The organism is Burkholderia sp. Bp8992, from assembly GCF_003853705.1.
GTDB lineage: Bacteria > Pseudomonadota > Gammaproteobacteria > Burkholderiales > Burkholderiaceae > Burkholderia.
The window spans coordinates 1-25,377 of record NZ_QTQI01000046.1 but is presented as its reverse complement, the minus strand read 5'-3'; the positions used below and the strand labels follow the sequence as shown (position 1 = coordinate 25,377).

25 protein-coding genes are annotated in these 25,377 nt (G+C 67.6%); 6 read left to right on the top strand and 19 right to left on the bottom strand.

Annotated features, from left to right (window positions below; all coding sequences use genetic code 11):
* Positions 1–16: 16 nt before the first annotated feature.
* The 14 genes from DIE03_RS36645 to flhD all read right to left on the bottom strand — a co-directional run bounded on the left by DIE03_RS36645 (position 17) and on the right by flhD (position 13,058).
* Positions 17–520 carry a DUF2844 domain-containing protein gene (locus tag DIE03_RS36645; RefSeq protein WP_124456924.1) on the bottom strand — a complete coding sequence of 168 codons (504 nt, stop codon included), beginning with the start codon at positions 518–520 and terminating at the stop codon, positions 17–19.
* A 214-nt stretch (positions 521–734) separates the two neighbouring features.
* A complete protein-coding gene (cheZ, locus tag DIE03_RS36640) occupies positions 735–1,466 on the bottom strand; it encodes a protein phosphatase CheZ (RefSeq protein ID WP_124456923.1) in 732 nt (243 codons plus the stop codon).
* Position 1,467: 1 nt separating this feature from the next.
* Entirely contained in the window at positions 1,468–1,863 is a 396-nt protein-coding gene (gene cheY, locus DIE03_RS36635; RefSeq protein ID WP_026045350.1) for a chemotaxis response regulator CheY, read from the bottom strand.
* 67 nt (positions 1,864–1,930) lie between these two features.
* Positions 1,931–3,022, bottom strand: a complete 1,092-nt coding sequence (locus DIE03_RS36630) for a chemotaxis response regulator protein-glutamate methylesterase (protein WP_124456922.1) — start codon at positions 3,020–3,022, stop codon at positions 1,931–1,933.
* Positions 3,019–3,738: a chemoreceptor glutamine deamidase CheD gene (gene cheD, locus DIE03_RS36625; protein WP_124456921.1), complete on the bottom strand. Its 720-nt coding sequence runs from the start codon at positions 3,736–3,738 to the stop codon at positions 3,019–3,021. The genes DIE03_RS36630 and cheD overlap by 4 nt, the downstream gene beginning before the upstream one ends.
* Complete coding sequence (locus tag DIE03_RS36620) at positions 3,735–4,727, bottom strand: CheR family methyltransferase (protein ID WP_124456920.1); 993 nt, start codon at positions 4,725–4,727, stop codon at positions 3,735–3,737. The genes cheD and DIE03_RS36620 overlap by 4 nt, the downstream gene beginning before the upstream one ends.
* 3 nt (positions 4,728–4,730) lie before the next feature.
* Positions 4,731–6,695: a methyl-accepting chemotaxis protein gene (locus DIE03_RS36615; protein WP_124456919.1), complete on the bottom strand. Its 1,965-nt coding sequence runs from the start codon at positions 6,693–6,695 to the stop codon at positions 4,731–4,733.
* Between the two features lie 37 nt (positions 6,696–6,732).
* Positions 6,733–7,248: a chemotaxis protein CheW gene (gene cheW, locus DIE03_RS36610; RefSeq protein WP_124456918.1), complete on the bottom strand. Its 516-nt coding sequence runs from the start codon at positions 7,246–7,248 to the stop codon at positions 6,733–6,735.
* Between the two features lie 47 nt (positions 7,249–7,295).
* A complete protein-coding gene (cheA, locus tag DIE03_RS36605; protein WP_124456917.1) occupies positions 7,296–9,572 on the bottom strand; it encodes a chemotaxis protein CheA in 2,277 nt (758 codons plus the stop codon).
* A 33-nt stretch (positions 9,573–9,605) separates the two neighbouring features.
* Complete coding sequence (locus DIE03_RS36600; protein ID WP_124456916.1) at positions 9,606–9,983, bottom strand: response regulator; 378 nt, start codon at positions 9,981–9,983, stop codon at positions 9,606–9,608.
* 29 nt (positions 9,984–10,012) lie between these two features.
* Complete coding sequence (motB, locus tag DIE03_RS36595; protein WP_124456915.1) at positions 10,013–11,032, bottom strand: flagellar motor protein MotB; 1,020 nt, start codon at positions 11,030–11,032, stop codon at positions 10,013–10,015.
* Between the two features lie 16 nt (positions 11,033–11,048).
* Entirely contained in the window at positions 11,049–11,909 is an 861-nt protein-coding gene (gene motA / locus DIE03_RS36590; protein ID WP_011350592.1) for a flagellar motor stator protein MotA, read from the bottom strand.
* A 180-nt stretch (positions 11,910–12,089) separates the two neighbouring features.
* Entirely contained in the window at positions 12,090–12,644 is a 555-nt protein-coding gene (flhC, locus tag DIE03_RS36585) for a flagellar transcriptional regulator FlhC (RefSeq protein ID WP_011350591.1), read from the bottom strand.
* Between the two features lie 93 nt (positions 12,645–12,737).
* Entirely contained in the window at positions 12,738–13,058 is a 321-nt protein-coding gene (gene flhD / locus DIE03_RS36580) for a flagellar transcriptional regulator FlhD (protein WP_069746442.1), read from the bottom strand.
* Between the two features lie 662 nt (positions 13,059–13,720).
* On the opposite strand from flhD, the gene DIE03_RS36570 reads away from it, so the two are divergent.
* The gene (locus DIE03_RS36570; protein ID WP_124456912.1) at positions 13,721–14,785 is read left to right on the top strand and encodes a glycosyltransferase family 4 protein; all 1,065 of its coding nucleotides are present in this window, start codon (positions 13,721–13,723) and stop codon (positions 14,783–14,785) included.
* Between the two features lie 103 nt (positions 14,786–14,888).
* On the opposite strand, the gene DIE03_RS36565 is transcribed toward DIE03_RS36570, so the two are convergent.
* Positions 14,889–15,185 carry an H-NS histone family protein gene (locus tag DIE03_RS36565; RefSeq protein ID WP_006489320.1) on the bottom strand — a complete coding sequence of 99 codons (297 nt, stop codon included), beginning with the start codon at positions 15,183–15,185 and terminating at the stop codon, positions 14,889–14,891.
* A 300-nt stretch (positions 15,186–15,485) separates the two neighbouring features.
* On the opposite strand from DIE03_RS36565, the gene aqpZ reads away from it, so the two are divergent.
* Positions 15,486–16,229, top strand: a complete 744-nt coding sequence (gene aqpZ, locus DIE03_RS36560; RefSeq protein ID WP_124456911.1) for an aquaporin Z — start codon at positions 15,486–15,488, stop codon at positions 16,227–16,229.
* Positions 16,230–16,361: 132 nt separating this feature from the next.
* Here aqpZ and DIE03_RS36555 read toward each other — a convergent pair whose 3' ends face one another.
* A complete protein-coding gene (locus tag DIE03_RS36555) occupies positions 16,362–17,186 on the bottom strand; it encodes a Cof-type HAD-IIB family hydrolase (RefSeq protein WP_124456910.1) in 825 nt (274 codons plus the stop codon).
* 160 nt (positions 17,187–17,346) lie between these two features.
* Positions 17,347–18,228 (bottom strand): BadF/BadG/BcrA/BcrD ATPase family protein, encoded by an 882-nt coding sequence (locus tag DIE03_RS36550; protein WP_124456909.1) that lies wholly within the window; start codon positions 18,226–18,228, stop codon positions 17,347–17,349.
* A gap of 142 nt (positions 18,229–18,370) precedes the next feature.
* Here DIE03_RS36550 and DIE03_RS36545 point away from each other — a divergent pair, with 142 nt between their 5' ends.
* Entirely contained in the window at positions 18,371–18,973 is a 603-nt protein-coding gene (locus DIE03_RS36545; RefSeq protein ID WP_124456908.1) for a DNA-3-methyladenine glycosylase I, read from the top strand.
* A gap of 328 nt (positions 18,974–19,301) precedes the next feature.
* Here DIE03_RS36545 and rpsU read toward each other — a convergent pair whose 3' ends face one another.
* Positions 19,302–19,514, bottom strand: coding sequence for a 30S ribosomal protein S21 (gene rpsU, locus DIE03_RS36540; protein ID WP_006401410.1), 213 nt, complete (start codon positions 19,512–19,514; stop codon positions 19,302–19,304).
* 543 nt (positions 19,515–20,057) lie between these two features.
* On the opposite strand from rpsU, the gene DIE03_RS36535 reads away from it, so the two are divergent.
* The 3 genes from DIE03_RS36535 to DIE03_RS36525 all read left to right on the top strand — a co-directional run bounded on the left by DIE03_RS36535 (position 20,058) and on the right by DIE03_RS36525 (position 22,813).
* Positions 20,058–20,876, top strand: a complete 819-nt coding sequence (locus DIE03_RS36535) for a flagellin domain-containing protein (protein WP_039346846.1) — start codon at positions 20,058–20,060, stop codon at positions 20,874–20,876.
* Between the two features lie 193 nt (positions 20,877–21,069).
* Complete coding sequence (fliD, locus tag DIE03_RS36530) at positions 21,070–22,488, top strand: flagellar filament capping protein FliD (RefSeq protein ID WP_124456907.1); 1,419 nt, start codon at positions 21,070–21,072, stop codon at positions 22,486–22,488.
* A gap of 28 nt (positions 22,489–22,516) precedes the next feature.
* Positions 22,517–22,813 (top strand): flagellar protein FliT, encoded by a 297-nt coding sequence (locus DIE03_RS36525; protein WP_089460300.1) that lies wholly within the window; start codon positions 22,517–22,519, stop codon positions 22,811–22,813.
* A gap of 221 nt (positions 22,814–23,034) precedes the next feature.
* On the opposite strand, the gene DIE03_RS36520 is transcribed toward DIE03_RS36525, so the two are convergent.
* A partial coding sequence (locus DIE03_RS36520; protein WP_124456906.1) for a tetratricopeptide repeat protein occupies positions 23,035–25,377 on the bottom strand: 2,343 nt, incomplete at its 5' end.

The following is a 25,377-nucleotide window of genomic DNA, read 5'->3' as shown; positions in this document are numbered from 1 at the left end:
GATCGCTCTCCCGCTGTCACTGGATGTCGGTGCCGGCCAGGCCGGCGGGCAGTGCCGCCGGCAGCCACGCCTGACCCGAGAACGCGCCCATGTGGCCGCCCGTCCGGATCACGAGGCCGCTCGTGTCGACGGCCACGGGCGCGCGCCAGCCGCGCGCCTTGTGGGCCGCCTGGACGCCTGCGGTGTACTGCGGGAAATAGCTGCCGAGCAGCGACGCGAGATCCGGCATCGTCGGCCCGCTCCACGCGAGGCCGAACACGCTGCCGGCGGCCGACGTGTATTCGTGGATGACGGTGCCCGATCCGAGCGTGATCTCGCGGACGGTATAGCCGGCCGTGCTCGTCTGCACGCCGTCCGCCGAGCGCATGGCGCGCTGCAGCGCGCGCACGGTCGCGGCCTGGTCGTCCGCGGGCGGCGACATCGGCGCGCCGCCCAGTTCGGCGTGTGCGTGGACGGCCCACAGCACACCCATTGCAGCCGTCGCATGCGCGACGGTCCAGCCCAAGCGTTTCAGCTTCACGTTCCCCCCCAGGGACTGGCTTCGTTGCCGGCGGCGCCGCCGTCGGGCCCGCGCCGCCTGCCAACCTTTGAATCGTACGAATGACGCTACGTTGCTGCTGACGCGTAGTATGCCTGCTGAGTGTGGCGAAGTGTCAATTTGACGCAGGATCACGCCGCGCCGCAAGGGCGCGGCGCGTCAGGGGAAACGAGGGGAACGGGACGTGGCGGCAGCGTCAGAAGCCCAGGCTCGCGAGCAGGTCGTCGACCTGCCCCTGGTCCTGGACCACGTCGGACTTGCCTTCCGGCGCGATCTGCGGGCCGTTCAGCAGCGACTCGGGGCTGCCGGTCGCGCTGATCTGCTCGGCCGCGAGCGCGGCCGCGGTGGCCGCGAACTGTTCGCGCCGCTCGGGCGCGATGTTCTCGACGAGCACGGTGAGGAGCTGCTGCTCGATCAGGTAGACCATGTCCATGATCTTCTTGATCACCTGCCCGGTGAGATCCTGGAAATCCTGCGCGAGCATGATCTCGAGCAGCTGCGCGCTGGTCGCCGACGTCGATTCGGGCAGCGTGCGCAGGAATGTGCGCGTGTCGTCCATCAGCGCGCGCACTTCCGCGTGCTCGATCGGCGCCGCATACCACTGCGCCCAGCGCGCGTCGAGCGCCTCGGCCTCGTTCTGGATGCGCTCCTGCATCGGCTTCGCGACCTCGATCGCATTCAGCACGCGCACGGCGGCCTGCTCGGTCATCGTCGCGACGTAGCGCAGCCGGTCGCGCGCATCGGGCACGGCCTCCGCCGCGCGCTCGACATGCTTGTCGAGCCCGAGCTCGCGCATCGAATCGCGTAGCGCGCGCGTGACCTGGCCGATGCGCGCGAGGATGCGGTCGCTCGCGAAATCGGCGCCTTCGGGGTGGCTGTCGGCGCTGAACCCCGCGCCGGCGAGCGCCGCATGGATCGGCTCGTTCACGTCAGCTCCCGGTCTTCGCCATCTTGTCGATGATCTTGTTCAGCTTCTCGTCGAGCGTCGCGGCCGTGAACGGCTTCACGACGTAGCCGCTCGCGCCGGCCTGCGCGGCCGCGATGATGTTCTCCTTCTTCGACTCGGCCGTGACCATCAGCACCGGCAGGTGCGTGAGCGTCGCGTCCGCGCGGATTTCCTTCAGCATCGCGAGGCCGTCGAGGTTCGGCATGTTCCAGTCCGAGATCACGAAGTCGAAGCCGCCGCCGCGCAGCCGCGCGAGGCCGGCCGCGCCGTCCTCGGCCTCGTCGACGTTCGTGTAGCCCAGTTCCTTGAGCAGGTTGCGGACGATCCGGCGCATCGTCGGGAAATCGTCCACCACCAGGATTTTCATGCTCTTGTCCATCGTCGTTCCTTTCCAGATTCGTTTCCGTCGAGGCGCGTATCGTGGCACGCGCCCCGTGACATTCCATTCAAACGCGCTGCACGCGGTCGCCCATCGTCGCCAGGCGCGCCATCACGCGGCGGCTCATGTCGGCGAGCGGCGCGATCTCGTCCGCACCGCCGAGCGCGATCGCCTCGCGCGGCATCCCGAACACGATGCAGCTCGCTTCGTCCTGCGCGAACGTGTGTGCGCCCGCGCGTTTCATTTCCAGCAGGCCGGCCGCGCCGTCGCGGCCCATCCCGGTCAGGATCACGCCGATCGCGTTCTTGCCCGCGTGCGTCGCCGCCGAGCGGAACAGCACGTCGACCGACGGGCGGTGCCGGTTCACCGGCGGCTCGTCCGACAGTTGCGCAATATAGTTCGCCCCGCTTCTCGCAAGCAACAGGTGCGCGTGGCCCGGCGCGATATACGCATGGCCCGGCAGCACGCGCTCGCCGTGCTCGGCTTCCTTCACCGCGATCCGGCACAGGCCGTTCAGCCGCTGCGCGAACGACTTCGTGAAGCCCGGCGGCATGTGCTGCGCGATCAGCACGGCCGGCGCATCCGGCGGCAGCGGCGTCAGCACTTCGCGGATCGCCTCGGTGCCGCCCGTCGACGCGCCGATGATGATCAGCTTCTCGGTACTGACGAGCGGGTTGTTGATCATCGGCGCGGCCGCGGGGCCGTCCGCCGTACGCGCGACGGCCTGCGGCTGCGGCGCCTGGCGCACGCGCGCGCGCGAGGCCGCGCGGATCTTGTCGGCGAGCTTCTCCGCGTAGTCGAGCATCCCGTCGCGAATCCCGACGCGCGGCTTCGTGACGAAATCCACCGCGCCGAGTTCGAGCGCGCGCAGCGTGATTTCCGAGCCGCGCTCGGTCAGCGACGACACCATCACGACCGGCATCGGCCGCAGGCGCATCAGCTTCTCGAGGAAGTCGAGCCCGTCCATGCGCGGCATTTCGACGTCGAGCGTGAGCACGTCGGGGTTGTGCTGCTTGATGAGCTCGCGCGCGACGAGCGGATCGGGCGCGGTCGCGACCACCGTCATGTCGGGCTGGCTGTTGATGATCTCGGTCATCAGGCTGCGGATCAGCGCCGAATCGTCGACGCACAATACTTTGATCTTCTGCACTGCGGTCATGCCTCCTGCTTTCTGGATTGGTTCGCCGCCCGCACGCTGCCGGCGCCGGCCGGCGCCGCGCCACGCGCGCCGAACAGTTCGATGCGCGGGCGCGCCGGTTGCGGCGCCGCGGGCCGCTTCGCGGCGAACAGCTCGACGTGCGCGCGGCGAGCGCGCTCGGCCTCGCGCGCGAGCGCCGCTTCGCGCTCGGTGACGCCCGGCACCTGCAGCCGCAGCTTCTTCACCATCGCGCGCCCACTGTTCGGCATGAACGCGACCTTGCGCGGGTGGACGCCCTGCAGGTCTTCCGCGGTGATGCGGATGCGTTCGAGCGCGAGGTAGCGGCGCACGAAATCCGCGTTGCGATCGCCGATGTTGATCGTCGTCATCCCGGCCAGCACGGCCGCGCCGCCGAACACCTTCGCCTCGATCCGCTCGCGGCGCCCGCCGGCCTTGATCAGCTCGTTGATCAGCACTTCCATCGCATACGCGCCGTAGCGCATCGATTCCGACGCGGCCGCGCCCGGATCGGCGCCGTCGTCGGGCAGCATGAAGTGGTTCATCCCGCCGATCCGCGCGTACGGGTCGTGCAGGCACGCGGCGACGCACGAGCCGAGCACGGTCATCAGCACCATGTCCTCGCCCGTCGTGTAGAACTCGTTCGGCAGCAGCTTCACGCCGGGAAGGGCGAAGTGGCTGTCGAAGTAGCGATTGGTCGCGATCGGCAGTGCGCTCATCCGCGATCTCCATAGGCGGGCGCGGCGACGCCGGCCCGCGCACGCACGGGCGACGGCATCGGAGCCGCCGCGCTCGCCTGCGCGCCACGCGGCCGCGCACCCTGCGCGGCGTCGCGCGTCAGTTCGTACACCGTCTGCCCGCGCAGCCGGAACGCCTGCGTCACATACGTGAAGTTTTCCGAGTGGCCGGCGAACAGCAGCCCGCCCGGCTTCACGAGCGGCTCGAAGCGCGACAGCACCTGCCCCTGCGTCGGCTTGTCGAAATAGATCATCACGTTGCGGCAGAAGATCGCGTCGAACGGCTTCGCGATCCCGTAGTCCGCATCGGTCAGGTTCAGCTGCTCGAAGCGGATCATCGCGCGCAGCTCGGGGCGCACCTTCACGCGGCCGGCCTGCGGGCCCGTGCCCTTCAGGAAGAAGCGCTTCAGGCGCTCCGGCGACAGGTGCTTGACCTGGTCGTACGTATAGATGCCGGCTTCCGCCTTCGCGAGCACCTGCGTGTCGAGATCGGTCGCGAGGATCGACGCGCCGCGCGCAGCCGTTTCGCCGAGCGCCTCGATCAGCGTGATCGCGATCGAATACGGCTCCTCGCCGGTCGACGCCGCCGAACACCAGACCGACACCGGCGCCGGGCGCCCTTTCACGAAATCCGACAGGATCGGGAAATGGTGCGACTCGCGGAAGAACGCGGTCAGGTTGGTCGTCAGCGCGTTGGTGAACGCTTCCCACTCGAGCGGATCGTCTTCCTGCTCGAGCAGGTCGAGGTAGTCGCGGAACGTGTCGAGGCCGCGCGCACGTAGCCGCCGTGCGAGACGGCTGTACGCCATGTCGCGCTTGTGTTCGGACAGCGAGATTCCCGCGCGTTGATGGATCAGCGCGCGAATGCGTGCGAAATCCGCGCCCGTGAACGCGAAGTCGCGCCCCGGCTCGCCCGCGCGGGGCGACGCATCCGGTGCATCGGGTCGAAACGGCGCGCGCGCATGCGGCATGGTTTAGAAGGTCTCCCAGTCGTCGTCGGACGTGCCGGCTGCCGCCAGCGCCGGCTTCTCGCCGTTCAGCGCCGGGCGCACGAGCGCGGGCTTCGCGGCCGGCTTGTCCGCCGGTGCGGCCGACTTCGCGAGGCGCGGGCCATAGCCGCCCGCGGCAGTGCCGCGGGACGCCGGTGCTTCCTTCTGCGGGCGTGCGGCGGTATCGGCCGCGTGCTTCGGTTCGTGGCTGGCGCCCGATGCCGCCGCACGCGTTGCCGGCGCGGCGCGGCGCGCCGGCTGTGCCGCTGCATGCGGGGCCGGCAGCGCGGCGACCGGCGCCGCGTCGTGACGCGGCTCCGACGGCAGCGCCGGCACGGCCGCCGGTTCATGCGCGACCGGCCGCGCGACACCGCGCGACGGCGCGAGCACGATCCCGCCCGCGACACGCCAGCCCGACACGATCGCCTTCATCTGGCGCGTCTGCTCCTCGAGCGACGCCGCCGCGGCGGCCGCCTGCTCGACGAGCGCCGCGTTCTGCTGCGTGACCGAATCCATCTGGCCGACCGCGCGGTTGACCTGCTCGATGCCGGTCGACTGCTCGTCGGACGCGGCGCTGATCTCGCCCATGATGTCGGTCACGCGGCGCACGGCCTGCACGATCTCGTCCATCGTCGAGCCCGCGCGCGACACGAGCGCCGACCCGCTTTCGACCTTGTCCGCCGAATCGCCGATCAGCTGCTTGATTTCCTTCGCGGCGCTCGCGCTGCGCTGCGCGAGCGAGCGCACCTCGCCCGCGACGACCGCGAAGCCGCGGCCCTGTTCGCCCGCACGCGCGGCTTCGACCGCCGCGTTCAGCGCGAGGATGTTGGTCTGGAACGCGATGCCCTCGATCGTGCCGATGATGTCGACGACCTTGCCCGAGCTCGCCGCGATGTCCTGCATCGTCGACACGACCTGGCCGACCACCTCGCCGCCCTGCGTCGCGATGTCCGACGCGTTCACCGCGAGCTGGCTCGCCTGCCGCGCGTTCTCCGCGTTCTGCCGCACGGTGCCCGTCAGCTGCTCCATGCTCGACGCGGTTTCCTGCAGCGATGCGGCCTGCTGCTCGGTACGCTGCGACAGGTCGATGTTGCCGGTCGCGATTTCGCGTGCGCCGACGTCGATCGACTCGGTGCCGCGATGCACGGCCTGCACCATCGTCGTGACGGCGTCCTGCATCCGCTTGATGCCGCCGAACAGGCGGCCGATCTCGTTCGTGCTGAACACGTTCACCGGCTGCGTGAGGTCGCCGCCGGCGATACGCTCGAAGTGCGCGATCGCGTCCTCGAGCGGCTGCACGATCAGTCCGCGCAGCGCGAAGCGGATCGCGATCACGACGACGAACGCGATCGCGATGCCGGCCGCGATCAGTGCGACCATCAGCGAGATCTGCGACTGCGTCTCGGCCTGGCGTTCTTCCGCGCGCTTCTGCAGCGCCGCGACCACGGCCGCCGCCGACTGGTCGAACGCGATGAACATCGGGCTGATCTTCGTGTCCGCAATCGCGTGGTACGCGGCCATGTCGCCCGCGCGCGCCGCCGCGAATTCGGGCTCGACGCCTTCCTTCACGATCGTCGTGTAGCGGGCGGTGAGCTCGTCGACGAGCGCCTGCTCGACACCGAGCTTCGGCGTCGACTGGAACGCCTGCCAGTTCTGGTTCGACTTCGTGAACAGCTCCTGCGCACGGTCGAGCACCTTCGCCGCGTCGGCCGCATTGCCGCCTTCGGTCAGCGTACGGAAGCGATCGAGCGCCACGCGCGAGCGCAGCAGCTGCGCGGCCGTGTCGTCGAGCGTGTGGATCGCCGGCAGGTCGACGTGCGCGATCTCGTCGAGCGAGCGGCTCGCTTGATTCAGCGCGTAGAGGCCGAGCCCGCCGACCGCGGCGGCCAGGCACACGAGGATGAGTCCGACCGCCGTGAGCGTCGTGCGGATCGACCAGTTATGCAACATTGCAGATTCTCCCGAAATTGCTGCGCGCGCGGCGCGCTTACCCGCCGAGCGTCTCGATCAGCGCCATTTCACGGCTCGACATCAGCTTCTCGATGTCCATCAGGATCAGCATCCGGCCGTCGACCGTGCCGAGGCCCGTCAGGTACTCGGTCGTCAGCGTCGCGCCGAATTCCGGCGCCGGCATGATCTGGTCGGTCTGCAGCGTCAGCACGTCCGACACGCCGTCGACCACCATCCCGACCACGCGATGCGCGACGTTCAGGATGATCACGACGGTCTGGTGGTCGTACTCGACGCGGCCGAGATGGAACTTGATCCGCATGTCGACGATCGGCACGATGATCCCGCGCAGGTTGATCACGCCCTTGATGAACTCCGGCGCGTTCGCGATGCGCGTGACGCTGTCGTAGCCGCGAATTTCCTGCACCTTCAGGATGTCGATCCCGTATTCCTCGTCGCCGAGCGTGAACACGAGGAATTCCTGGCCCGTCGCGTCGCCGTGCGCCGCGTCGCGGCGGCTGGTTGCCGCGTTCGCCGCGGCCGGATTGATCATTTGGACTTCAGCAGACACGTTTGCCCCCAATCGGTTGATGGCGAGAGTCAGAACATCGCGAGCTCGGCGCCGGCACGGGCGCCGTGCATCGCACGGGTTTCGCGGTTCAGTGCCGCGACGTCGACGATCAGCGCGACGCTGCCGTCGCCGAGGATGGTCGCCGCCGAGATGCCGTGTACCTTGCGGTAGTTGGTTTCGAGGTTCTTCACGACCACCTGCTGCTGGCCGACCAGCTCGTCGATCAGCATCGCGAAGCGGCGTCCCTCGGTTTCCATGATCGTGACGATCCCCTGCGTCGGGTCGGTGCGCGCGTCGTCCACCGAGAACACCTCGTGCAGCGCGACCAGCGGCAGGTATTCGCCGCGCACGCGCACCACGCGCTCGCCGTTGCCGACCGTGTAGATGTCGTCGGTCGACGGCTGCAGCGACTCCATCACGAAGTTCAGCGGCAGGATGAAGATCTCGTTGCCGACCTTCACCGACATCCCGTCGAGGATCGCCAGCGTGAGCGGCAGCACGATCCGCGTGGTCGTGCCGCGGCCGGCCAGCGACGTGATCTCGACGTGGCCGCCCATCGACTGGATGTTGCGCTTCACGACGTCCATCCCGACGCCGCGGCCCGACACGTCGGTCACCGTCTCGGCGGTCGAGAAGCCAGGCGCGAAGATCAACTGCCAGACTTCGTCGTCGCTGATGTTGTCGGACACCTGCATGCCCTGCTTCGCGGCCTTCGCGAGGATCCGCTCGCGGTTCAGGCCCGCGCCGTCGTCGCTCACCTCGATCACGATGTTGCCGCCGTGATGCGCGGCCGACAGCACCAGTTGGCCAACCGCATCCTTGCCGGCGGCGACGCGTTTGTCGACGGTTTCGATGCCGTGGTCGAGGCTGTTGCGCACGAGGTGCGTGAGCGGATCGATGATCCGTTCGATCAGGCTCTTGTCGAGCTCGGTCGCCTGGCCGAACGTGACGAGCTCGACCTGCTTGCCGAGCTTGCCGGCGAGATCGCGCACGAGGCGCGGGAAGCGGCTGAACACGTAGTCCATCGGCATCATGCGGATCGACATCACCGCTTCCTGCAGGTCGCGCGCGTTGCGCTCGAGCTGCGCCATCCCGTTGAACAGGCGGTCGTGCAGCGCCGGATCGAACGCGCTCGCGGTCTCCGCGAGCATCGCCTGCGTGATCACGAGTTCGCCGACGAGGTTGATCAGCTGGTCGACCTTCTCGACGCCGACGCGGATCGAGCTGCCCTCGGCGCCCGACGCGGCGGCGGCGGCCGGGCGCGCACGCTTGTCGTCGTGATGCGCGGCGGCCGGCGCCGCGTGTTCGGCTTGCGGTTGCTGCGCGGGTTGCGGCGGCTGGGCCGGAGCCGGAGCCGGGGCCGCGGCGGCGGCCGGTTCGGCAGGCGCCGGTGCCGGCGCGGCCTGCGGTGCGGCAGCCTGCGGCGCGAACACCTCGACGCGCGCGGGTTGCGCGGCGGCGGCCGGTTCGGCAGCCGGTGCCGCGATGTCCTGCGCGGCAGCCGGCGCGGCCGGTGCGGCCGGCGCCGTACCGCGCGCGACGCGGATCTGGCTTTCGTCGATCACGAAGCAGCACACGGCGACGATGTCGTCGGACGGCACGTCGGATTCGAGCCACAGCGACAGGTCGGCGCCCGCTTCCTCGCGGCCGACGATCCGGCCGAGGTTGCCGAGTTCTTCGGTGAGCAGCGCCTGGTCCTTCGCGTCGACGGCGACCAGCGTGATCTTCAGGTGCGGGCCGCCGGCGTCGCTGTCGCCCGCCGGATGCGCGGCCGCGACAGCCTGCTCGACCACGTGATCGGGCGCGCGGTCGCCGCTGGCAGCGGGTTCGGCGGCCGGAGCAACGGCAACGGCAGCGGCGACCGGCGCGGCAGGCGCAGGTGCCGGCGCGGCGGCAGCAGCCGGCGCATCCGTACCGCTCTCGGCCTTCAGCCGTTCGAGCTTCGCGCAGATCGTCGCGGCAGCCGCTGCGTCGGGTTCGGCGCTCGCGCGGTAGTCCACGAGCTGGTCGGACAGCACGTCCTTGGTCTCGAGGAACGCGTCGACCATGTCCTTGGTCAGCGTCAGCTCATGGTTGCGCGCGCGGTCGAGCAGCGATTCGAGGATGTGCGTCGTATCGGTCAGCGCGGAGAAGCCGAACGTCGCCGCGCCGCCCTTGATCGAATGCGCGGCGCGGAAGATCGCGGCCAGGTCCTCGGGGTCGGGCGAGTCGACGTCGAGGTTCAGCAGCAGCTGCTCCATCTGCGCGAGCAGCTCGTCCGCTTCGTCGAAAAAGGTCTGGTAGAACTGAGTGATGTCGAGAGTCATGCCCGGTCACCGGTTGAATTCGTCGCGTTCATGTCAGGAGGCAGCCGGCTCGGACAGCGTCGCGACCAGGTCGATCAGCACGGCCGGGTCGATCGGTTTCTCGATCCAGCCGGTCGCGCCCGCGTCGCGTGCGGCGTCCTTGAAGGCATCGCTGCCCTCGGTCGTCAGCACGAGGATCGGCGTATCCGCATACGCGGTCAGCTTGCGCAGCGCGGCGATCACCTCGAGCCCGCTCTTGCGCGGCATGTTCTGGTCGGTCAGCACCAGGTCGTACGGCGTGGTCGCGGCCATGTCGAAGCCGGCTTCGCCGTCCGGCGCCACCGTCACGTCATAGCCGGCCTGTGCAAGCGTCGCCTGCAGCAGGGCGCGCATGGTCGCGGAGTCGTCGATGGCGAGAATGGTTCGGATCATGTCTGTCTCGGAAGCAGGTCTTGTCGATATCAGGGTTTCGGCACGGCGACGGCGGACGCCGCGAGCGCCGGGCGCACGGCCGGCGCCGCGCCGCCGAGCTGCTGCGCGAGCTGCTTCGAGCCGGCCGCGTCGGCCGACAGCGTCGTGGTCGTCGCGTCGTCGCGCATCAGCGCCTCTTCGGATTTGCGGTTCAGCACGATCACGCTGATCCGGCGGTTTTCCGGATCGAGCGGGTCGGCCTTGTTCAGGTTCTGCGTCGACGCGAGGCCGAGCACGCGCAGCACCTTCGCCTCGTCCATGCCGCCGGAGACCAGCTCGCGGCGCGATGCGTTCGCGCGGTCGGCCGACAGCTCCCAGTTGCTGTAGCCGCCCTCGCCGCCCGCGTACGGCACGGCGTCGGTGTGGCCCTGGACGATGATCCGGTTCGGCACGTCGTTCAGCGTCTTGCCGATCTCGCGCAGGATGTCGCGCATGTACGGTTCGACGCGGTCGCTCGACATCGCGAACATCGGCCGCTTCTGCGAATCGACGATCTCGATGCGCAGCCCCATCAGCGTCGAGTCGATGCGGATCTGCTGCTTGAACTGGCGCAGCGTCGGGTTGGCCTCGATCGCGGCCATCAGCTTGATCTGCAGGTCGTGCAGGCGCGCCTGCTCGAGCCGGTCCTGCGCGCCCTGCGCCTGCGACCGGGAATGCTCGTCGCCCATCTTCGAGAGGCGTTCGGCGAGCTGCGTCGTGCCGTCGGTGCGGCGCAGCGTGCCGGCGTCGACGCTCGACAGGTCGCGGCCGCCGGCGTTGATGATGCTGGAATCCTGCGAACTGCGGTCGCCGCTGCCGAACAGCGCGGCCTTCAGCGGCGTGTTGAAGTATTCGGCGATCCCCTTCAGCTGCACCGGCGTGACCGAGCTCAGCAGCCACATCAGCAGGAAGAACGCCATCATCGCGGTCATGAAGTCCGCGTACGCGAGCTTCCATGCGCCGCCGTGGTGGCCCTTCTTCGCCGGGGCCACCCGCTTGACGACGATCGCGCGATCCTTGCTCTTGCTCATCGGGCGCTCCTTCGCGTCACTTCGCCTTCACGCGGCGCACGTGCTCTTCGAGCTCCGAGAACGACGGGCGCTCGGTCGAGAACAGCACCTTGCGGCCGAACTCGACCGCAATCGCCGGCGCATAGCCGTTCAGCGTCGCGAGGATCGTCACCTTGATGCACTGGAACATCTTGGTCGACTCGGCGACGCGCTGCTCCGCGAGGCTCGCGAGCGGCCCGATCAGCCCGTACGACAGCAGGATCCCGAGGAACGTGCCGACCAGCGCCTGCGCGATCATCGCGCCGAGCACCGCGGGCGGCTTGTCGGCCGATGCCATCGTGTGCACCACGCCCATCACGGCCGCGACGATGCCGAACGCCGGCATCGCGTCGCCGACGCGCATCAAGGCGTGCGCGGGGCCTTCGCCTTCCGCGTGATGCGTCTCGATCTCCTCGTCCATCAGGCTCTCGATCTCGAACGCGTTCATGTTGCCGCCCACCATCAGGCGCAGGTAGTCGGTCAGGAATTCGACGATGTGATGATCGGCGAGGATCTTCGGGTATTGCGTGAAGATCGGGCTCTTTTCCGGATCGTCGATGTCGGCCTCGAGCGTGAGCGTGCCTTCCTTGCGAGCCTTGGCGAGCAGCACGTAAAGCAGCGCCATCAGCTCCATATAGACGTCCTTCGTGTACTTCGAACCCTTGAAGAGCGTCGGCAGCACGCGCAGCGTGGCCTTGATGGTCTTGCCGCCGTTGCCGAGGATGAACGCGCCCACGCCCGCGCCCACGATCATCAGGATCTCGACGGGCTGGATCAATGCGCCCAGATGCCCGCCTGCCAGCGCATAACCGCCGAAGACGGACAACAGCGTCACGAGTGTTCCCACGATAATCAGCACTGCCTGTCCCTCACGAAAGACCGGCGGGAAGACCGCCGTTAAACAGGTTTACGGCAGTCGGCAGGAAAACTTTCGCGGCCGCCCGGCGGCGGCCCGACGGTGTTTACCAGCAATGCACGGACGATTCGCACGGCCGGCGGCAACGGGCCTGCACCCCGCCCGGCCCCGTCCGGCCCGGCGTCAGGCGGCGGCGGCAGCCAGTTCGGCGCGCGCCGCGGCGGCCTTGCGGGTCTTGCCCGCGCGCGACGGCGGCTGGCACAGGCCGCACACGAAACCTTGATGTGGATCATGCGCATGCGCGACGAAATGGCCGCCGCAGCGCGTGCACGGGGTCATCTGCAGCATCCCCGAATCGAAGAAGCGCACGAGCGTCCACGCCCGCGTGAGGCTCAGCGCGGCCTCGTCGCCGGACAGGTTCACGTGCTCCTGATAGAGCCGGTACGCCTTCACGATCGACTGGATCGGCTCGCAGCGGCCGTGGTCCTGCATGAACCGGTAGATGTTGTAGAACAGCGACGAGTGGATGTTCGGCTGCCACGTCATGAACCAGTCGGTCGAGAACGGCAGCATCCCCTTCGGCGGCGACACGCCCTTCAGTTCCTTGTACAGCTTGATCAGACGGTCCCGCGACAGGCTCGTCTCCGCCTCCAGCAGCTGCAGCCGGGCGCCCAGTTCGATCAGTTCGATGGCGAGGGTGATTTCCTTCACCTCGATCACGACGCTTTTGCTTGCCATGGTGATAACCGTCCGCTTGACGTTGTTCGGATGGATGGCCAATACGCTGCCCTCCGGCGCGGCACGCCGGGACACAACGCAAGGCGGGATGGATCAGCGGACGCTTTCGACCTGCTGCCCGGCCATCAGGATGGCCGAGTGGGCATGCGCGACGACGTCGCTACGGCCCTTGTCGGCGAGCGACGACAGCAGCGCATGATCGTCGAAGCGGAAGCGGCACAGCATCTGGTTCGACGCGGCCAGCTTCACGGTCTGTGCGAGCGTGAGGTTGGCGAGCACGTCGGCGAGTTCCTGGGAAATTCCCATGCGGAACATGCCCATCGCTTTATCTTCCCGCAGCAGGCGTTGCGCCAGGAGGAGGTAGGACAGGTTGACCTCTTTGATCTCACTGAGCATTTCGCTGGTAGCGCTCATGATTCCCCCGTTAAAGAGCTTTGCTTTGGCCATTCGTGTTATGAAAACGTTTGCTCGCTCGGAGCGCTCTTGGCGCTCGGTCGGCTCGTTTATAGTCTTACAGGGCGAATTTTGGCCAAACGCCATTTATGTCGGTATCAGCGAAGTGGCGTATGCCATGCAGGATTTGTCTGTAAACCGTGTAGGAATTTTTCCGACAAAGCGAATTGAAAGGCGTAATCGGGAAAACGGGTGACAGCGCAAATTCGGCTGTGAGGGTGCCGATCGCCGCCGCTCGGTGGCGGAAGGCTTGCCGGCAGGGCTGCCGACAATCGGATCGGTAAAAATTATAGTGCTTTTTCACGATAGCGCAACAATAGTTGCGGTCATCTCGCTTCACGAATCCGTGCCTTTTTATCGGGGTTTTCGCGTATTTCATCGTGTAACAAGCCTTAAGTGTTTGAAAAAACACTCGAACCCCGCAGGCCGATATCGATAATGGACTCCAATGGGCGGCGGCGCGAGACGTGCCGGCCCGCCCCCAGCTTGCCGTCCGGCGCCCCGCGCACCCCGTCCAGGGCCCGGCCACGTACCGCCGAATGCGTACGTCGGCGAGTTCCGCAACGTTGTATGGGATCCATATCGGCGCCATGGCGCCCTCGGATCGAAACCGGAGAACACCCATGCGAATTGCCCAGATCGCGCCGCTTTACGAAGCCGTTCCGCCGAAACTCTACGGCGGCACCGAGCGTGTCGTGTCCTACCTCACCGAGGCGCTCGTCGAACTCGGCCACGACGTGACGCTGTTCGCCAGCGGCGACTCCGTCACGTCGGCCCGTCTCGAGGCGGCATGGCCGCGCGCACTGCGGCTCGACCCGTCGATCCGCGATTCGATGGCGCCCCACATGCGGCTCCTCGAGCAGGTCGCCCGGGTCGCGCACGAATTCGACGTGTTGCACTTCCACCTCGACTACCTGCCGTTCCCGCTGATGTCGCGCCTCGACACGCCGTACGTGACGACGCTGCACGGCCGCCTCGACCTGCCGGAGCTGCAGCCGGTGTTCGACGCGTTCCCGGACGCGCCGGTCGTGTCGATCTCGAACAACCAGCGCAAGCCGCTGCCGCAGGCCGCGTGGGCCGGCACCGTGTATCACGGGCTGCCCGACACGCTGCTCACGCCGCAGCCGGGCGTGAAGCCCGAATACCTCGCGTTCCTCGGCCGGATCTGTCCCGAAAAGCGTGTCGACACCGCGATCCGGATCGCCGCGCAAAGCGGGCTGCCGCTGAAGATCGCCGCGAAGGTCGACAAGGCCGACGCCGACTATTTCAAGGAAGTGATCGAGCCGCTGCTCGGCGAGGCGCACGTCGAGTTCATCGGCGAGATCAACGAGGCGCAGAAGCCCGCGTTCCTGTCGGGCGCGAAGGCGCTGCTGTTCCCGATCGACTGGCCGGAGCCGTTCGGCCTCGTGATGATCGAGGCGATGGCCTGCGGCACGCCGGTCGTCGCGTTCAACCGCGGCTCGGTGCCGGAAGTGATCGAGGACGGCGTGACCGGCTTCATCGTCGAGGACGTGCAGGGTGCGGTCGGTGCGTTGCACCGGATCGACACGCTGTCGCGCACCGCGATCCGCCAGCGTTTCGACACGCGTTTCAGCTCGAAGGCAATGGCGCAGCGTTATGTCGAAACTTACGAATCGCTTTGCGCGGCGACCAAGCAACCGGTATTGCGCCGGGTCGCGGGTGCCTGACACGGAAATCCACGCCGAAATATTCGGGAAAATCCGCGCCGAAATCCGCGCGTAAAACAAAAGAGCCGCATCGCCGATGCGGCTCTTTCTTTTTGGCTTCCGGTCATTCGATCAGGAAACGATCGCGGTTTTTCCCGACGATCCAATTCGGCGGCTTGCCGCGCCCGCTCCAGGTTGCACCCGACTTCGGGTCGCGGTATTTCGGCGGCAGCGGCGCCTTCTTCGGCGGGCGCCCGCGCCGTGCCCGTTCCGCGAAGCCCAGGTCCTGGGCCGTCAGGCCGTATTCCGCAATCATTCGCTGGACGTCGGCAATGACCGCCGCCACTTCCTGGCGGCGCACGTCGTCCGCCTGGGCCTGCAGATCGGCGATCTGCGCCTTGAGTTTCGCGTATTGAGACATTTTTCGACTCCCCTTTTCGATGATGCGGCCCCGGCGAATCCGGCCGGGACAACCACACCCGTTACGCCATCTGTACTGCCGCCCTGCTCCTGGAAATAAATGCTGTCATCTTTAACCAATTCGGCTATATCGAGAATGCGGGCTTATTCTAATAAAACGCATTCGTCAGCCATTCAAATTTAACAATCGTTGACCCTCCCGGACGCGATTCATTTCCTATAATCCAGACCAATTCCGGGCGACGGATTAAATCCGCAGTGTCGTCCGGCGGTCTTCAACCCACTTGAACGAGGTCCTTACATGAATCTTTCTCAGCGTCTCGCTGCAGAGGTATTCGGCACGTTCTGGCTGGTGCTCGGCGGGTGCGGAAGCGCCGTGCTGGCCGCCGCCTTTCCGGGCCTCGGCATCGGCTTTGCCGGCGTCGCACTCGCCTTCGGCCTGACCGTGCTGACGATGGCATTCGCAATCGGCCACATTTCGGGTTGCCACCTGAATCCGGCGGTGAGCGTCGGCCTGACGGTCGCCGGCCGCTTCCCGGCTCGCGATCTCGCGCCGTACATCGTCGCGCAGGTCGTCGGCGCCACGCTCGGTGCGTTCGTGCTGTACCTGATCGCAACCGGCAAGCCGGGCTTCGACGTCGTCGGCAGCGGCTTCGCGACGAACGGCTTCGGCGGTCGCTCGCCCGGCCACTACTCGCTGACCGCATCGTTCATCTGCGAAGTCGTGATGACGGGCTTCTTCCTGTTCGTGATCCTCGGCGCGACCGACAAGCGCGGTGTGCCGGCCGGCTTTGCGCCGATCGCGATCGGCCTGTGCCTGACGCTGATTCACCTGATCTCGATCCCGGTCACCAACACGTCGGTGAACCCGGCGCGCTCGACCGGCCCGGCGCTGTTCGTCGGCGGCGACGCGATCGGCCAGCTCTGGCTGTTCTGGGTGGCGCCGCTGATCGGCGCGGTACTCGCAGGGATCATTTACCCGCTGGTCGCCGGGCGTGACGACGCCGTCGACCTGCTGCCGGCATCGGCTCGCACAAGCGAATAAAACACTACGGGGTCAAGCGAGCAGAGCAGCGAGCCTCACGCTGTCCAAGAACATCGAGGCAGGTGGTTTCGACGGGCGCCATTGGCGCCCGTTTTTCATGTCCGCGCGGGAAACGCGCCCGGCGCCGGGCGCTCAGGAAGCGGCGACGTTGTCCTCGAGCGAGAACAGCGTGCGCAGATGGCGTGCGACACCCGCATCGAAGTTGTTGCCGATCCGCGGGATGTGCGGCAGGCGCGCGACCAGGTCGGGATTCGCGTTGTTCATCATGAACGCGTGACCGGCGGTTTCGAGCAGGTCGATGTCGTTCATGTTGTCGCCGAATGCGATGCAGTGGCCGGAATCGACGCCGAGCCGCGCGAGCACCGAGCGCAGCGCACGGCCCTTCGACACGTTCGCGGTCATCACTTCGAGGCAGTCGGGCAGCGAGTACGTGACGTACAGCGCATCGCCGAAGCGCACGCGCATCTGCTCGGCGACCACCGCCAGATCGGCCGGCTCGCCGATGTACAGCACCTTCGCGATACCGGCGCCGTCGTGCGCGGCCATGTCGATCACGTCGTACCGGAAGCCCGAATCCTGGTGGAAGTCGAGCAGGTGCGGCGCGTCGCGGTCGATCAGCCAGCCGTCGTTGGTGAACAGGTTGACGATCACGCGGCCATGCGCGCCGGTAACGTCAGGCTGCACGAGGCCGCGGACCATCGCGGGAGCGATGTCCTGCGCGTGGATCGTCGTGTCGTCCGGCGCATGCACGCGCGCGCCGTTCGACGTGATCAGGTACGGCCGGATGCCGAGCACGTCGCGAATGCCGGCGACGTCCGCATAGTGGCGCCCCGTCGCGATCACGAACTGCAGGCCGTCGCGGTCGAGCCGCCGGACGGTGTCGATCGTGTACGGGTCGAGCTGGTGGTCGCTGTTCAGCAGGGTACCGTCGAGATCGGTGGCGATGACTTTGTACATGGGACGGGAGAATGGCGCTCAGGGCTCTGCGGAATCGCCATTCTAACGTCGCGCCCGGCGGCGCGCCGGACGGTTCCCGGTCGAGCGCCGCCTTCGGTGCCGTGTCGACGCAGCTCCCACCGCACCTTCCACCGCGCCTGCCGCCGCACGTTATCCCGCCTCAACCGCCTTCCGCCGCCCGCAGCGCCTGCAGTGCCAGCCGCAACGCGCCGTGTGCGGAATCGTCGAGCGGTGCGCGCAACCGCGCGGCATGGCGCGCCGGCACGGCCGATGCAAGCGCGTCCGCCAGCCCGCCGCACAGCGCGACCGGCAGCGCCTGCTGCGGATCGAGCGCGTCGATCATCTTGCCGATCTCGTCGCCGGCCTGCGCGATCAGCGCGCCCGCGACCGGGTGCGTGCGGTGCGCGAACACGACCGGCGCGAGACGCGCGTAGATCGTCTGGTTCGCATCGCACGACCACTGGACGAGCGCGTCGCGATCCTGCGCGCCCGTTTCCGCGAGCAGTGCAGCGGCGAACGCATCGTGCGGCACGCGGCCGTCGAGCGCCTGTTGCGCATACGCGAGCGCGCGCACGCCGAGCCACGCACCGCTCGCCTCGTCGCCGGACGGAAAACCGAACCCGCCGGCGATCCGGCACGCACCGGCCGCATCGAGCGCCGCCGCGATGCTGCCGGTGCCGAGCGCGACGATGAGCCCCGGCGCGCCGCCGTGCGCACCGACGACCGTCGTATAGGCATCGCTCTCGATCGCAAGCGCGCCGAGCGGCGCCTGCGCGCGAAACGCCGCGAGCCACGCTGCGTTGTTCACACCCGCGAGCCCGCAGCCGAGCGCGCACTGCGACCAGTCGAACGCAAAGCCGGCCTGCGTGAACGCATCGGCGCATGCCGCGCCGATCGACGCCCACGCGCGCTCGATACCGAGCCCGAGCCCCGACGGGCCGCCGCGCCCCTGTGCGAGCTCGCGCCCGTGCCGGTCGGCCAGCACCGCGCGCGTGCCCGTGCCGCCGCCGTCGATGCCGATCGCAAAAAGTAATGCCGCCATGCCTTCATCCCGCTGATTCGAACAGGCGCCAAGCTTAACCGGATCGGCGCCGCGCGCCCATCTGCCGTTCGGTCGGCTATTCCGCACAAGGGGCTTCCGCTATGCTGGCACGATCGAATCGATACCGAAAACGAGGGAAACGATGTCGCAGCGGTGCAACTGGGTAAGGACGGAAGCGGATGCTCACTATCACGATACCGAGTGGGGCGTGCCGTCGCACGACGATCGCCACCTGTTCGAAATGCTGATCCTGGAAGGCGCACAGGCCGGGCTGTCGTGGTCGACGATCCTGAACAAGCGCGCGGGCTATCGCGAAGCGTTCGCGGAGTTCGACGTCGACGCCGTCGCACGTTTCACGCCGAAGCGCATCGAGAAGCTGCTGGAGAATCCCGGCATCGTGCGCAACCGCGCGAAGGTCGAATCGGCGGTCACCAACGCGCGCGCCGTGCAGCGCATCCGCGAGGAGCACGGGTCGCTCGCCGCGTTCCTGTGGTCGTTCGTCGGCGATACGCCGATCCAGAACGCATGGCAGTCGTATCGCGACGCGCCTGCGTCGACCGAACAGTCCGACGCGCTCAGCAAGGCGCTGAAGGCTTACGGCTGCAAGTTCGTCGGCTCGACGATCTGCTATGCGCTGATGCAGGCGACCGGCATGGTCAACGACCACGAGGCCGGCTGCCCGTGCCACGCGCAGTGCGCGGCGCTCGGCGGCAAGCAGCCGGCACGGAAGCACAAGGCGGCCTGACGGCGACGCAACTCATGGGCCGGCGAGTCGCTGCCGCACCGGCACGGCGGCACGCGCCGCCAGATGATCCGCGCCGGCGAACCCGCACGCGGCGCCGATTTCCACGTGCTGCGCCGGCAGCCTTACCCGTTGGCCGCCGACGGTACGGCCGCGCGGCCGTGCCGTCGCCTGGTCGTGTCGCCGCCTCGCCTGGCCGTGCCGCCGCCTGCCCGCCGATCGGCCACTTTTCCGCCACGCTCCGCAATTTTTCCGGCCCACAAAAGCAAAACGGCGGAGCGGCCTCTTTCGAGGCACACTCCGCCGTTTCGCGGCGAACCGTAAGACGCTCTTAGTGGAGCTTCTTCGGCAGCATCTGGCTGCGCAGGCGCTTGTGCAGGCGCTTGACGGCTGCTGCCTTCTTGCGCTTGCGGACTGCGGTCGGCTTTTCGTAGGACTGGCGTTCGCGCAGTTCAGCGATCAGGCCATTTTTTTCGATAGCACGGCGAAAGCGGCGAATCGCCACTTCGAACGGCTCGTTTTCTTTCAGAAGAATCGTCGTCATGTCGTTCCTAAATTGCTTAAACGGTCAAAAACGTAGCGGCCAAGCGCCACGCACCGGCCATCCGAGCGTCCCCACAAACAGGCGAAACGAGCGGAAATACGGCCTCGGAGGCCGGAAAAGAGAGGCGGAAAGCACCGCGAGTACGCTTCACAGCCGCGTGCAGCGCCGCGTTTGACTGCCAGCAGACATGCCGAAAACGGCAGAGGCGTGACAGAAATCTCAATTCAGCCCGCCATCATAGCAGAGAATCACAGATAAAACTATCCTTTTGCATCTCCCGGTTCGTCGCTCCGCGTGGCGCGGCCGATCGCCCCGTCGAACGGGGCCGGGTGCCGCGCCTGCCCGCGGGCCGGCCGGCCAAGCCGGGCGGGCTTTTCGGCCGACAGCCATCCTTCCGTCCCGAATTTCCTCAAACATCCCTCTAAAGTTTTCGCCGGGTGCCGCCGTCAACCAGGAAAGGCGGGCAGCGCCAGACGCGAAAAAGCGCAACGCCGATACCAGAACCTGTCTGTATCTCAGGCATTTTCCAAAACGAGGAAGCAAATGCTGAACATCAACACCAACATCCTTTCGCTGACGACGCAGACGAATCTGTCGGGCTCGCAAAGCGCACTGTCGCAAGCGATCAACCGCCTGTCGTCGGGCAAGCGCATCAACACCGCTGCTGACGATGCAGCAGGCCTGGCGATCTCGACGTCGCAAACGGCGGCAATCAATGCGCTGACGCAAGGTGTTGCAAACGCGAACAACGGCATCTCGATGATCCAGACCGCCAACGGCGCGCTGCAATCGACGGTCGACAACCTGCAGCGTATCCGTACGCTGGCGCAACAAGCGGGCGACGGCTCGCTGGATTCGAGCGCTCGCGCAAACCTGCAAGCTGAAGTGTCGACGCGTCTCGGCGAAATCGACCGTGTCGCATCGCAAACGACGTTCAACAGCCAGACCATCCTGGGCGGCACCGGCAGCGTCACGTTCCAGATCGGCGCAGCAGCGAACCAGGTCGTTACCGTCGACTTCGGCACGGCGAACTGGAACAGCACGGGCATGAGCGTGAACACCCTGAGCGTCGCCACCCAGTCGGGCGCGCAATCGGCGATCACGGCGATCGACGCGGCACTGAAGCAAGTCAACACGTTCCAGGCAACGCTGGGCGCAGCACAGAACACGTTCCAGGCTGCGATCTCGACGACGCAAACCCAGGCAACCAACATGACCGCTGCTCGCTCGCAGATCACCGACGCGGACTTCGCGACGGAAACGGCGAACCTGAGCAAGGCGCAAGTGCTGCAACAAGCCGGTATCTCGGTTCTGGCGCAAGCGAACTCGCTGCCGCAGCAAGTCCTGAAGCTCCTCGGCTAATCGAGCAGCACCCGCGGCGGGCCACGCGCCCGCCCGCCTCCGGGCCCGGCGGCGTCGCCATGCAACGCATCGCGACGCCGCCGAAACCGCCCAGACCAGAATTTTCCAGGGAGGCACGCCTCCCTCTTTGCATTGAACCGCGGCGCCCCGCCGCATCGCGCACGTTGATTGCGCGGACGACCGGAGCAACGGCATGGCCACCACGACCCCCGTCAGCAGCACGGACATCACCACCCTCCTGTCGCAGGCCGGACAGTCGATCATCAGCGGCGCGACCAATTCGTCGCTCGACGTCAATACGCTCGTCACGACGCTGGTGAACGCGAAGACGGCCGGGCAATTGCAGACCCTGCAGACCCGCCAGACGAACGACAACACGCAGCTGTCCGCGATCGGCCAGTTGAAGGGTGCGCTGTCCGCGCTGCAGACCGCGCTCACCGGCCTCTCGAACGGCACCACGCTCGGCAGCCTGGCCGCGACGGCGAGCGGCAGCGGCGTCGCGACGACGGTCACGAGCGGCAGCGGCGCGGTGGCCGGTTCGTATTCGGTCAATGTCACGCAGCTCGCGACCGCCAACAAGCTGTCGTCGGCCGGCGTGACGTCGGCGGACACGATCTCGGCCGGCTCGCTGAGCATCACGTTCGGCAGCAACCCCGCGTTCAACGTCAACGTGGCGGCCGGCGCGTCGCTGTCCGACATCGCGTCGTCGATCAACTCCGCGTCCGGCAATGCCGGCGTCACCGCGTCGGTCATCACCGGTTCGGACGGCCAGCATCTCGTGATGCAGTCGAACGCCACCGGCGCGGCCAACACGATCTCGATCTCGGGCACGGGCGTCAACTCGAAACTGACGTCGGGGTACACGACGGTCACGCCGGCCGCCGACGCGAAGCTGACGATCGACGGCACGCCGGTGTCGAGCGCGTCGAACAACGTGTCGGGCGCGCTGACGGGCGTCACGCTGGCGCTGTCGCAGGCCGCTGTCGGCACGACGCAAACCGTCACGCTGTCGCAGGACACGGCCGCGGCGACGACCGCGATCACCAATTTCGCGACCGCGTATACCAACTTCGTGAATACCGCGAAATCGCTGACGAGCTACGACCCGACGGCGAAGACCGCCGGCCCGCTGCTCGGCGACGCGATGATGAACACGATCAGGAACACGCTCGCGACGACGCTCAGCAGCGGCGTCACGACGGGCGGCACGACCTATGCGCTCGGCAGCATCGGCATCAACGTGGACTCGACCGGCGCGATGTCGGTCGACACCGCCGCGCTGACCACCGCGCTCAAGTCGAACGGTTCCGCGGTGGCGGCGATCTTCAACCAGACGAACGGCATCGCCCAGGCGCTCAATGCGAACATCAACACGTACACGCAGACGTCCGGCCTGATCGACCAGCGCACCACCGCGATCAATGCCGACCTGACGAGTGTGCAGAATCAGGCCACGCAACTGCAGACCTACTCGAACCAGCTGACCACGCAATACACCGCGCAGTTCACCGCACTGAACACGCTGATGGCGCAGATGGCGAACAACACCCGCTACCTGACCCAGCTGTTCGGCGGCCAGAACAGCGCGGGCGCGATGGCCACCAACAAGTAAGTCGCAACCGCACCGAACGGAACTGACCATGACGAACGACACCCTGTCCCGCGCCTTCGACCTGACCCGTGCCATGCAGTCGGCGGCGGACGCACGCGACTGGGTGCGCGTCGCGGCCCTCGTCGACGAACGCTCGCCGCTGCTGATGAACCTGACCGGCGAGCAGACCCCGGACGCGCTGGACCAGGTGCGGCAGATCATGGCGATCGACGCGTCGATCACCGAGCATGCGCAGACGGACCGTGACCGCCTGGCTGCGGAATTTGCGCAGTCCCAGGAGCGGATCAAGGCCGCGAGCCAGTACCAGAAGGCCGGCTTGCTGTGACCGGCCGGGCGTCTCGCCCGCCGCGCATGTCGAATTAAAAGACGCCGCCAGTCGAGCGGACCGTTGTCGCCGTACCGTCGAGCCGCTTCAATGCGGCTTTTTTTTCGCCGGCAGGCGGCAGCGCGAGCCGGATCGCGCCGGCTACGGCCGCGCCGATCATCTCGGGCGGCCGGCCCGACGATGCGCGAGCGCGGCTGCCAGCCGTGGCGCGATCCCGCTCGTCACGCGCCCCGGGGCGCCGTCTCGCCGGCCGCGTAGCGGGCCCACATGCCGTGCAGCGCGTCCTCGAGGTTGCGTGCGAAGCGCGACGCATCGCACAGCGGCGACGCGAGCGCGCGCTCGCGCAGCGTTGCACGCAGCGTCGCCAGCCCGTCGCGGTCGCGCGCGAACGCGACGGCCTTCGCGAAGTACGCATCCTCGTCCGTCGCGATCCAGTCGCCCATGCCCGCCGCGTGCAGCAGGCTTTCGCAAATGTGCGTGACGAACCGGCTGCCCTTCATCCCGAGCACCGGCACGCCCATCCACAGCGCTTCGGCGGTGGTCGTGCCGCCCGGATACGGGAACGGGCTCAGCGCGATGTCGATGCGGTTGTATGCGGCGAAGTACTCCGCACGCGGCGAACCGCCTTCGAGAATCAGCCGATCCGCGCCGATGCCGTGCCGCGCGAAGCGGTCGAGCGTCGCCTGGTTCACGTCGCCGGCGCCGAGCTCATGGGCCTTCAGCAGCAGGCGCGCGTCCGGCAGTGCATGCAGGATGCGCGACCACAGCGCGACGACCTCGTCGCTGACCTTGATCAGCTTGCCGAAGCAGCCGAACGTGACGCCGCCATGCGCCGCCATCGGCAGCGGGCCGACCGCGACATCGTACGGCGGCGGCGTGAAGCACAGGTAGCTGTCCGGCAGCCGCCACGGCCGTTCGGTGAAGTGATGCGCCTCGTCGGCCGGTAGCGTATGCGCATCGCCGATGAAATAGTCGATCGCGCGGCAACCGGTCGTCGCGAAGAAACCGAGCCAGCTCGCCTGCACCGGCGCGGGCTTGTGCCCGAAGATCGGCAGGCCGCTCCAGTTGGTATGGCCTGCCATATCGATCAGGATGTCGATGCCGTCGTCGCGAATCAGCTGCGCGGCCTCCTCGCGGCCCAGACTGACCACCTTCTTCCAGCTCGCGAAGTTCGGCCTGAGCCGCGCGGTCACGTCGTCCTCGCCGACGAACGTCACATAGGCATGCGGCTCGATGCGCGACCGGTCGATCCGCGCGAGCACGCTTTCCAGGAAGATGCCGACCGGGTGCTGCCGCAGGTCGCCCGACACGAAGCCGACGCGCAGCGGCCGCCCCAGCGCCTGCGCGACGCGCTGCGCGCGGTCGTGCTCGAACGGATGCGCGTCGCGCTCGAGATGCTCGCCGTAGCGGCGCGCTTCAGCGACCCACTCCTGCGGCTCGAACGCGGGCGAACTCGACATGTTGAACAGCATCCGCGAGTACGCGCGATGAAGGTCGTGCCGGATCGCCGAGCGGAACGCACCCAGCGCGCCGGCGTGATCCCCTTTCGCCCACAGGATGTCGCCGAGCGTCATCTGGACTTTCAGCGGATCGATGCCGAGCTCCCGCGCGATCTCGGTGTGCTTCATCGCCTCGTCGAGCTTCTCGAGCCGAAACAGCGCGGCGGCGAGGTTGTGATGCGCGTCGGCATCGTCCGGGTTCAGGTCGATCGCATGCCGGTGGCTCAACTCCGCGGCAGCCAGCAAGTTGAGGTTGTGATACGCGAAGCCGAGGAAGTTGTATGCGTCGGCCAGCTCGGGATCAAGCTCGATCGCACGCCGGCACACCTGCACCGCCTGCCCGTATTCGCCCTGCTGGTTGCGCAAATCGCCGAGCCACGCCCATGCCTGTGCATGCGCGGGGGCGATCGCGAGCGCCTGCTCGAGCAGTTCGAGCGCCTTGTCGAAATCACCGATGCGCTGCAGCAGCCTTGCCAGCACGCAGTGCGCGTCCGCGTCGCCCGGATCGAGCCCCTCGCGCGCATGGTCGATCGCGCCGTGCAGATCGCCAGCCGCGCGCAGCGTCGCGCTCAGCCCCCGGTGCGCGATACGAAAGCCCGGTTGCAGCGCGATGGCGCGACGATAGGCATCCGCTGCGTCGTCGAATTTCTCCTGCGCATGCAGCGCGTTGCCGAGATTGCAGTACGCATCCGCGTACTGCGGCTGGTGCGCGACGGCCTTGGCGTAGCTCGTGGCCGCCGCTTCGTGCTCGCCCAGGTCCTGCAGCGCGTTGCCGAGGTTGTTGTACGCCTCCGCGTAACCGGGGCGCAGCTCGATCGCGCGCGCGCAACTCTGCATCGCGGCGGCCGGCTCGCGCGCGTCGCGCAACGCGTTGCCGAGGTTGTTGTGCGCCTCCGGATAGTCCGGCCGCAGTGCCACCGCGCGCCGGTAGCGCGCAATCGCGTCGTCGAGCCGGCCGCTTTCGCGCAGCATGTTGCCCAGGTTGTTGAAGTACGACGCGTCCGGCCGCTCGACGAGCGATTGCTCCATCAGTGCGAGCCCGGCGTCGTACTGTTTCAGCTGGCA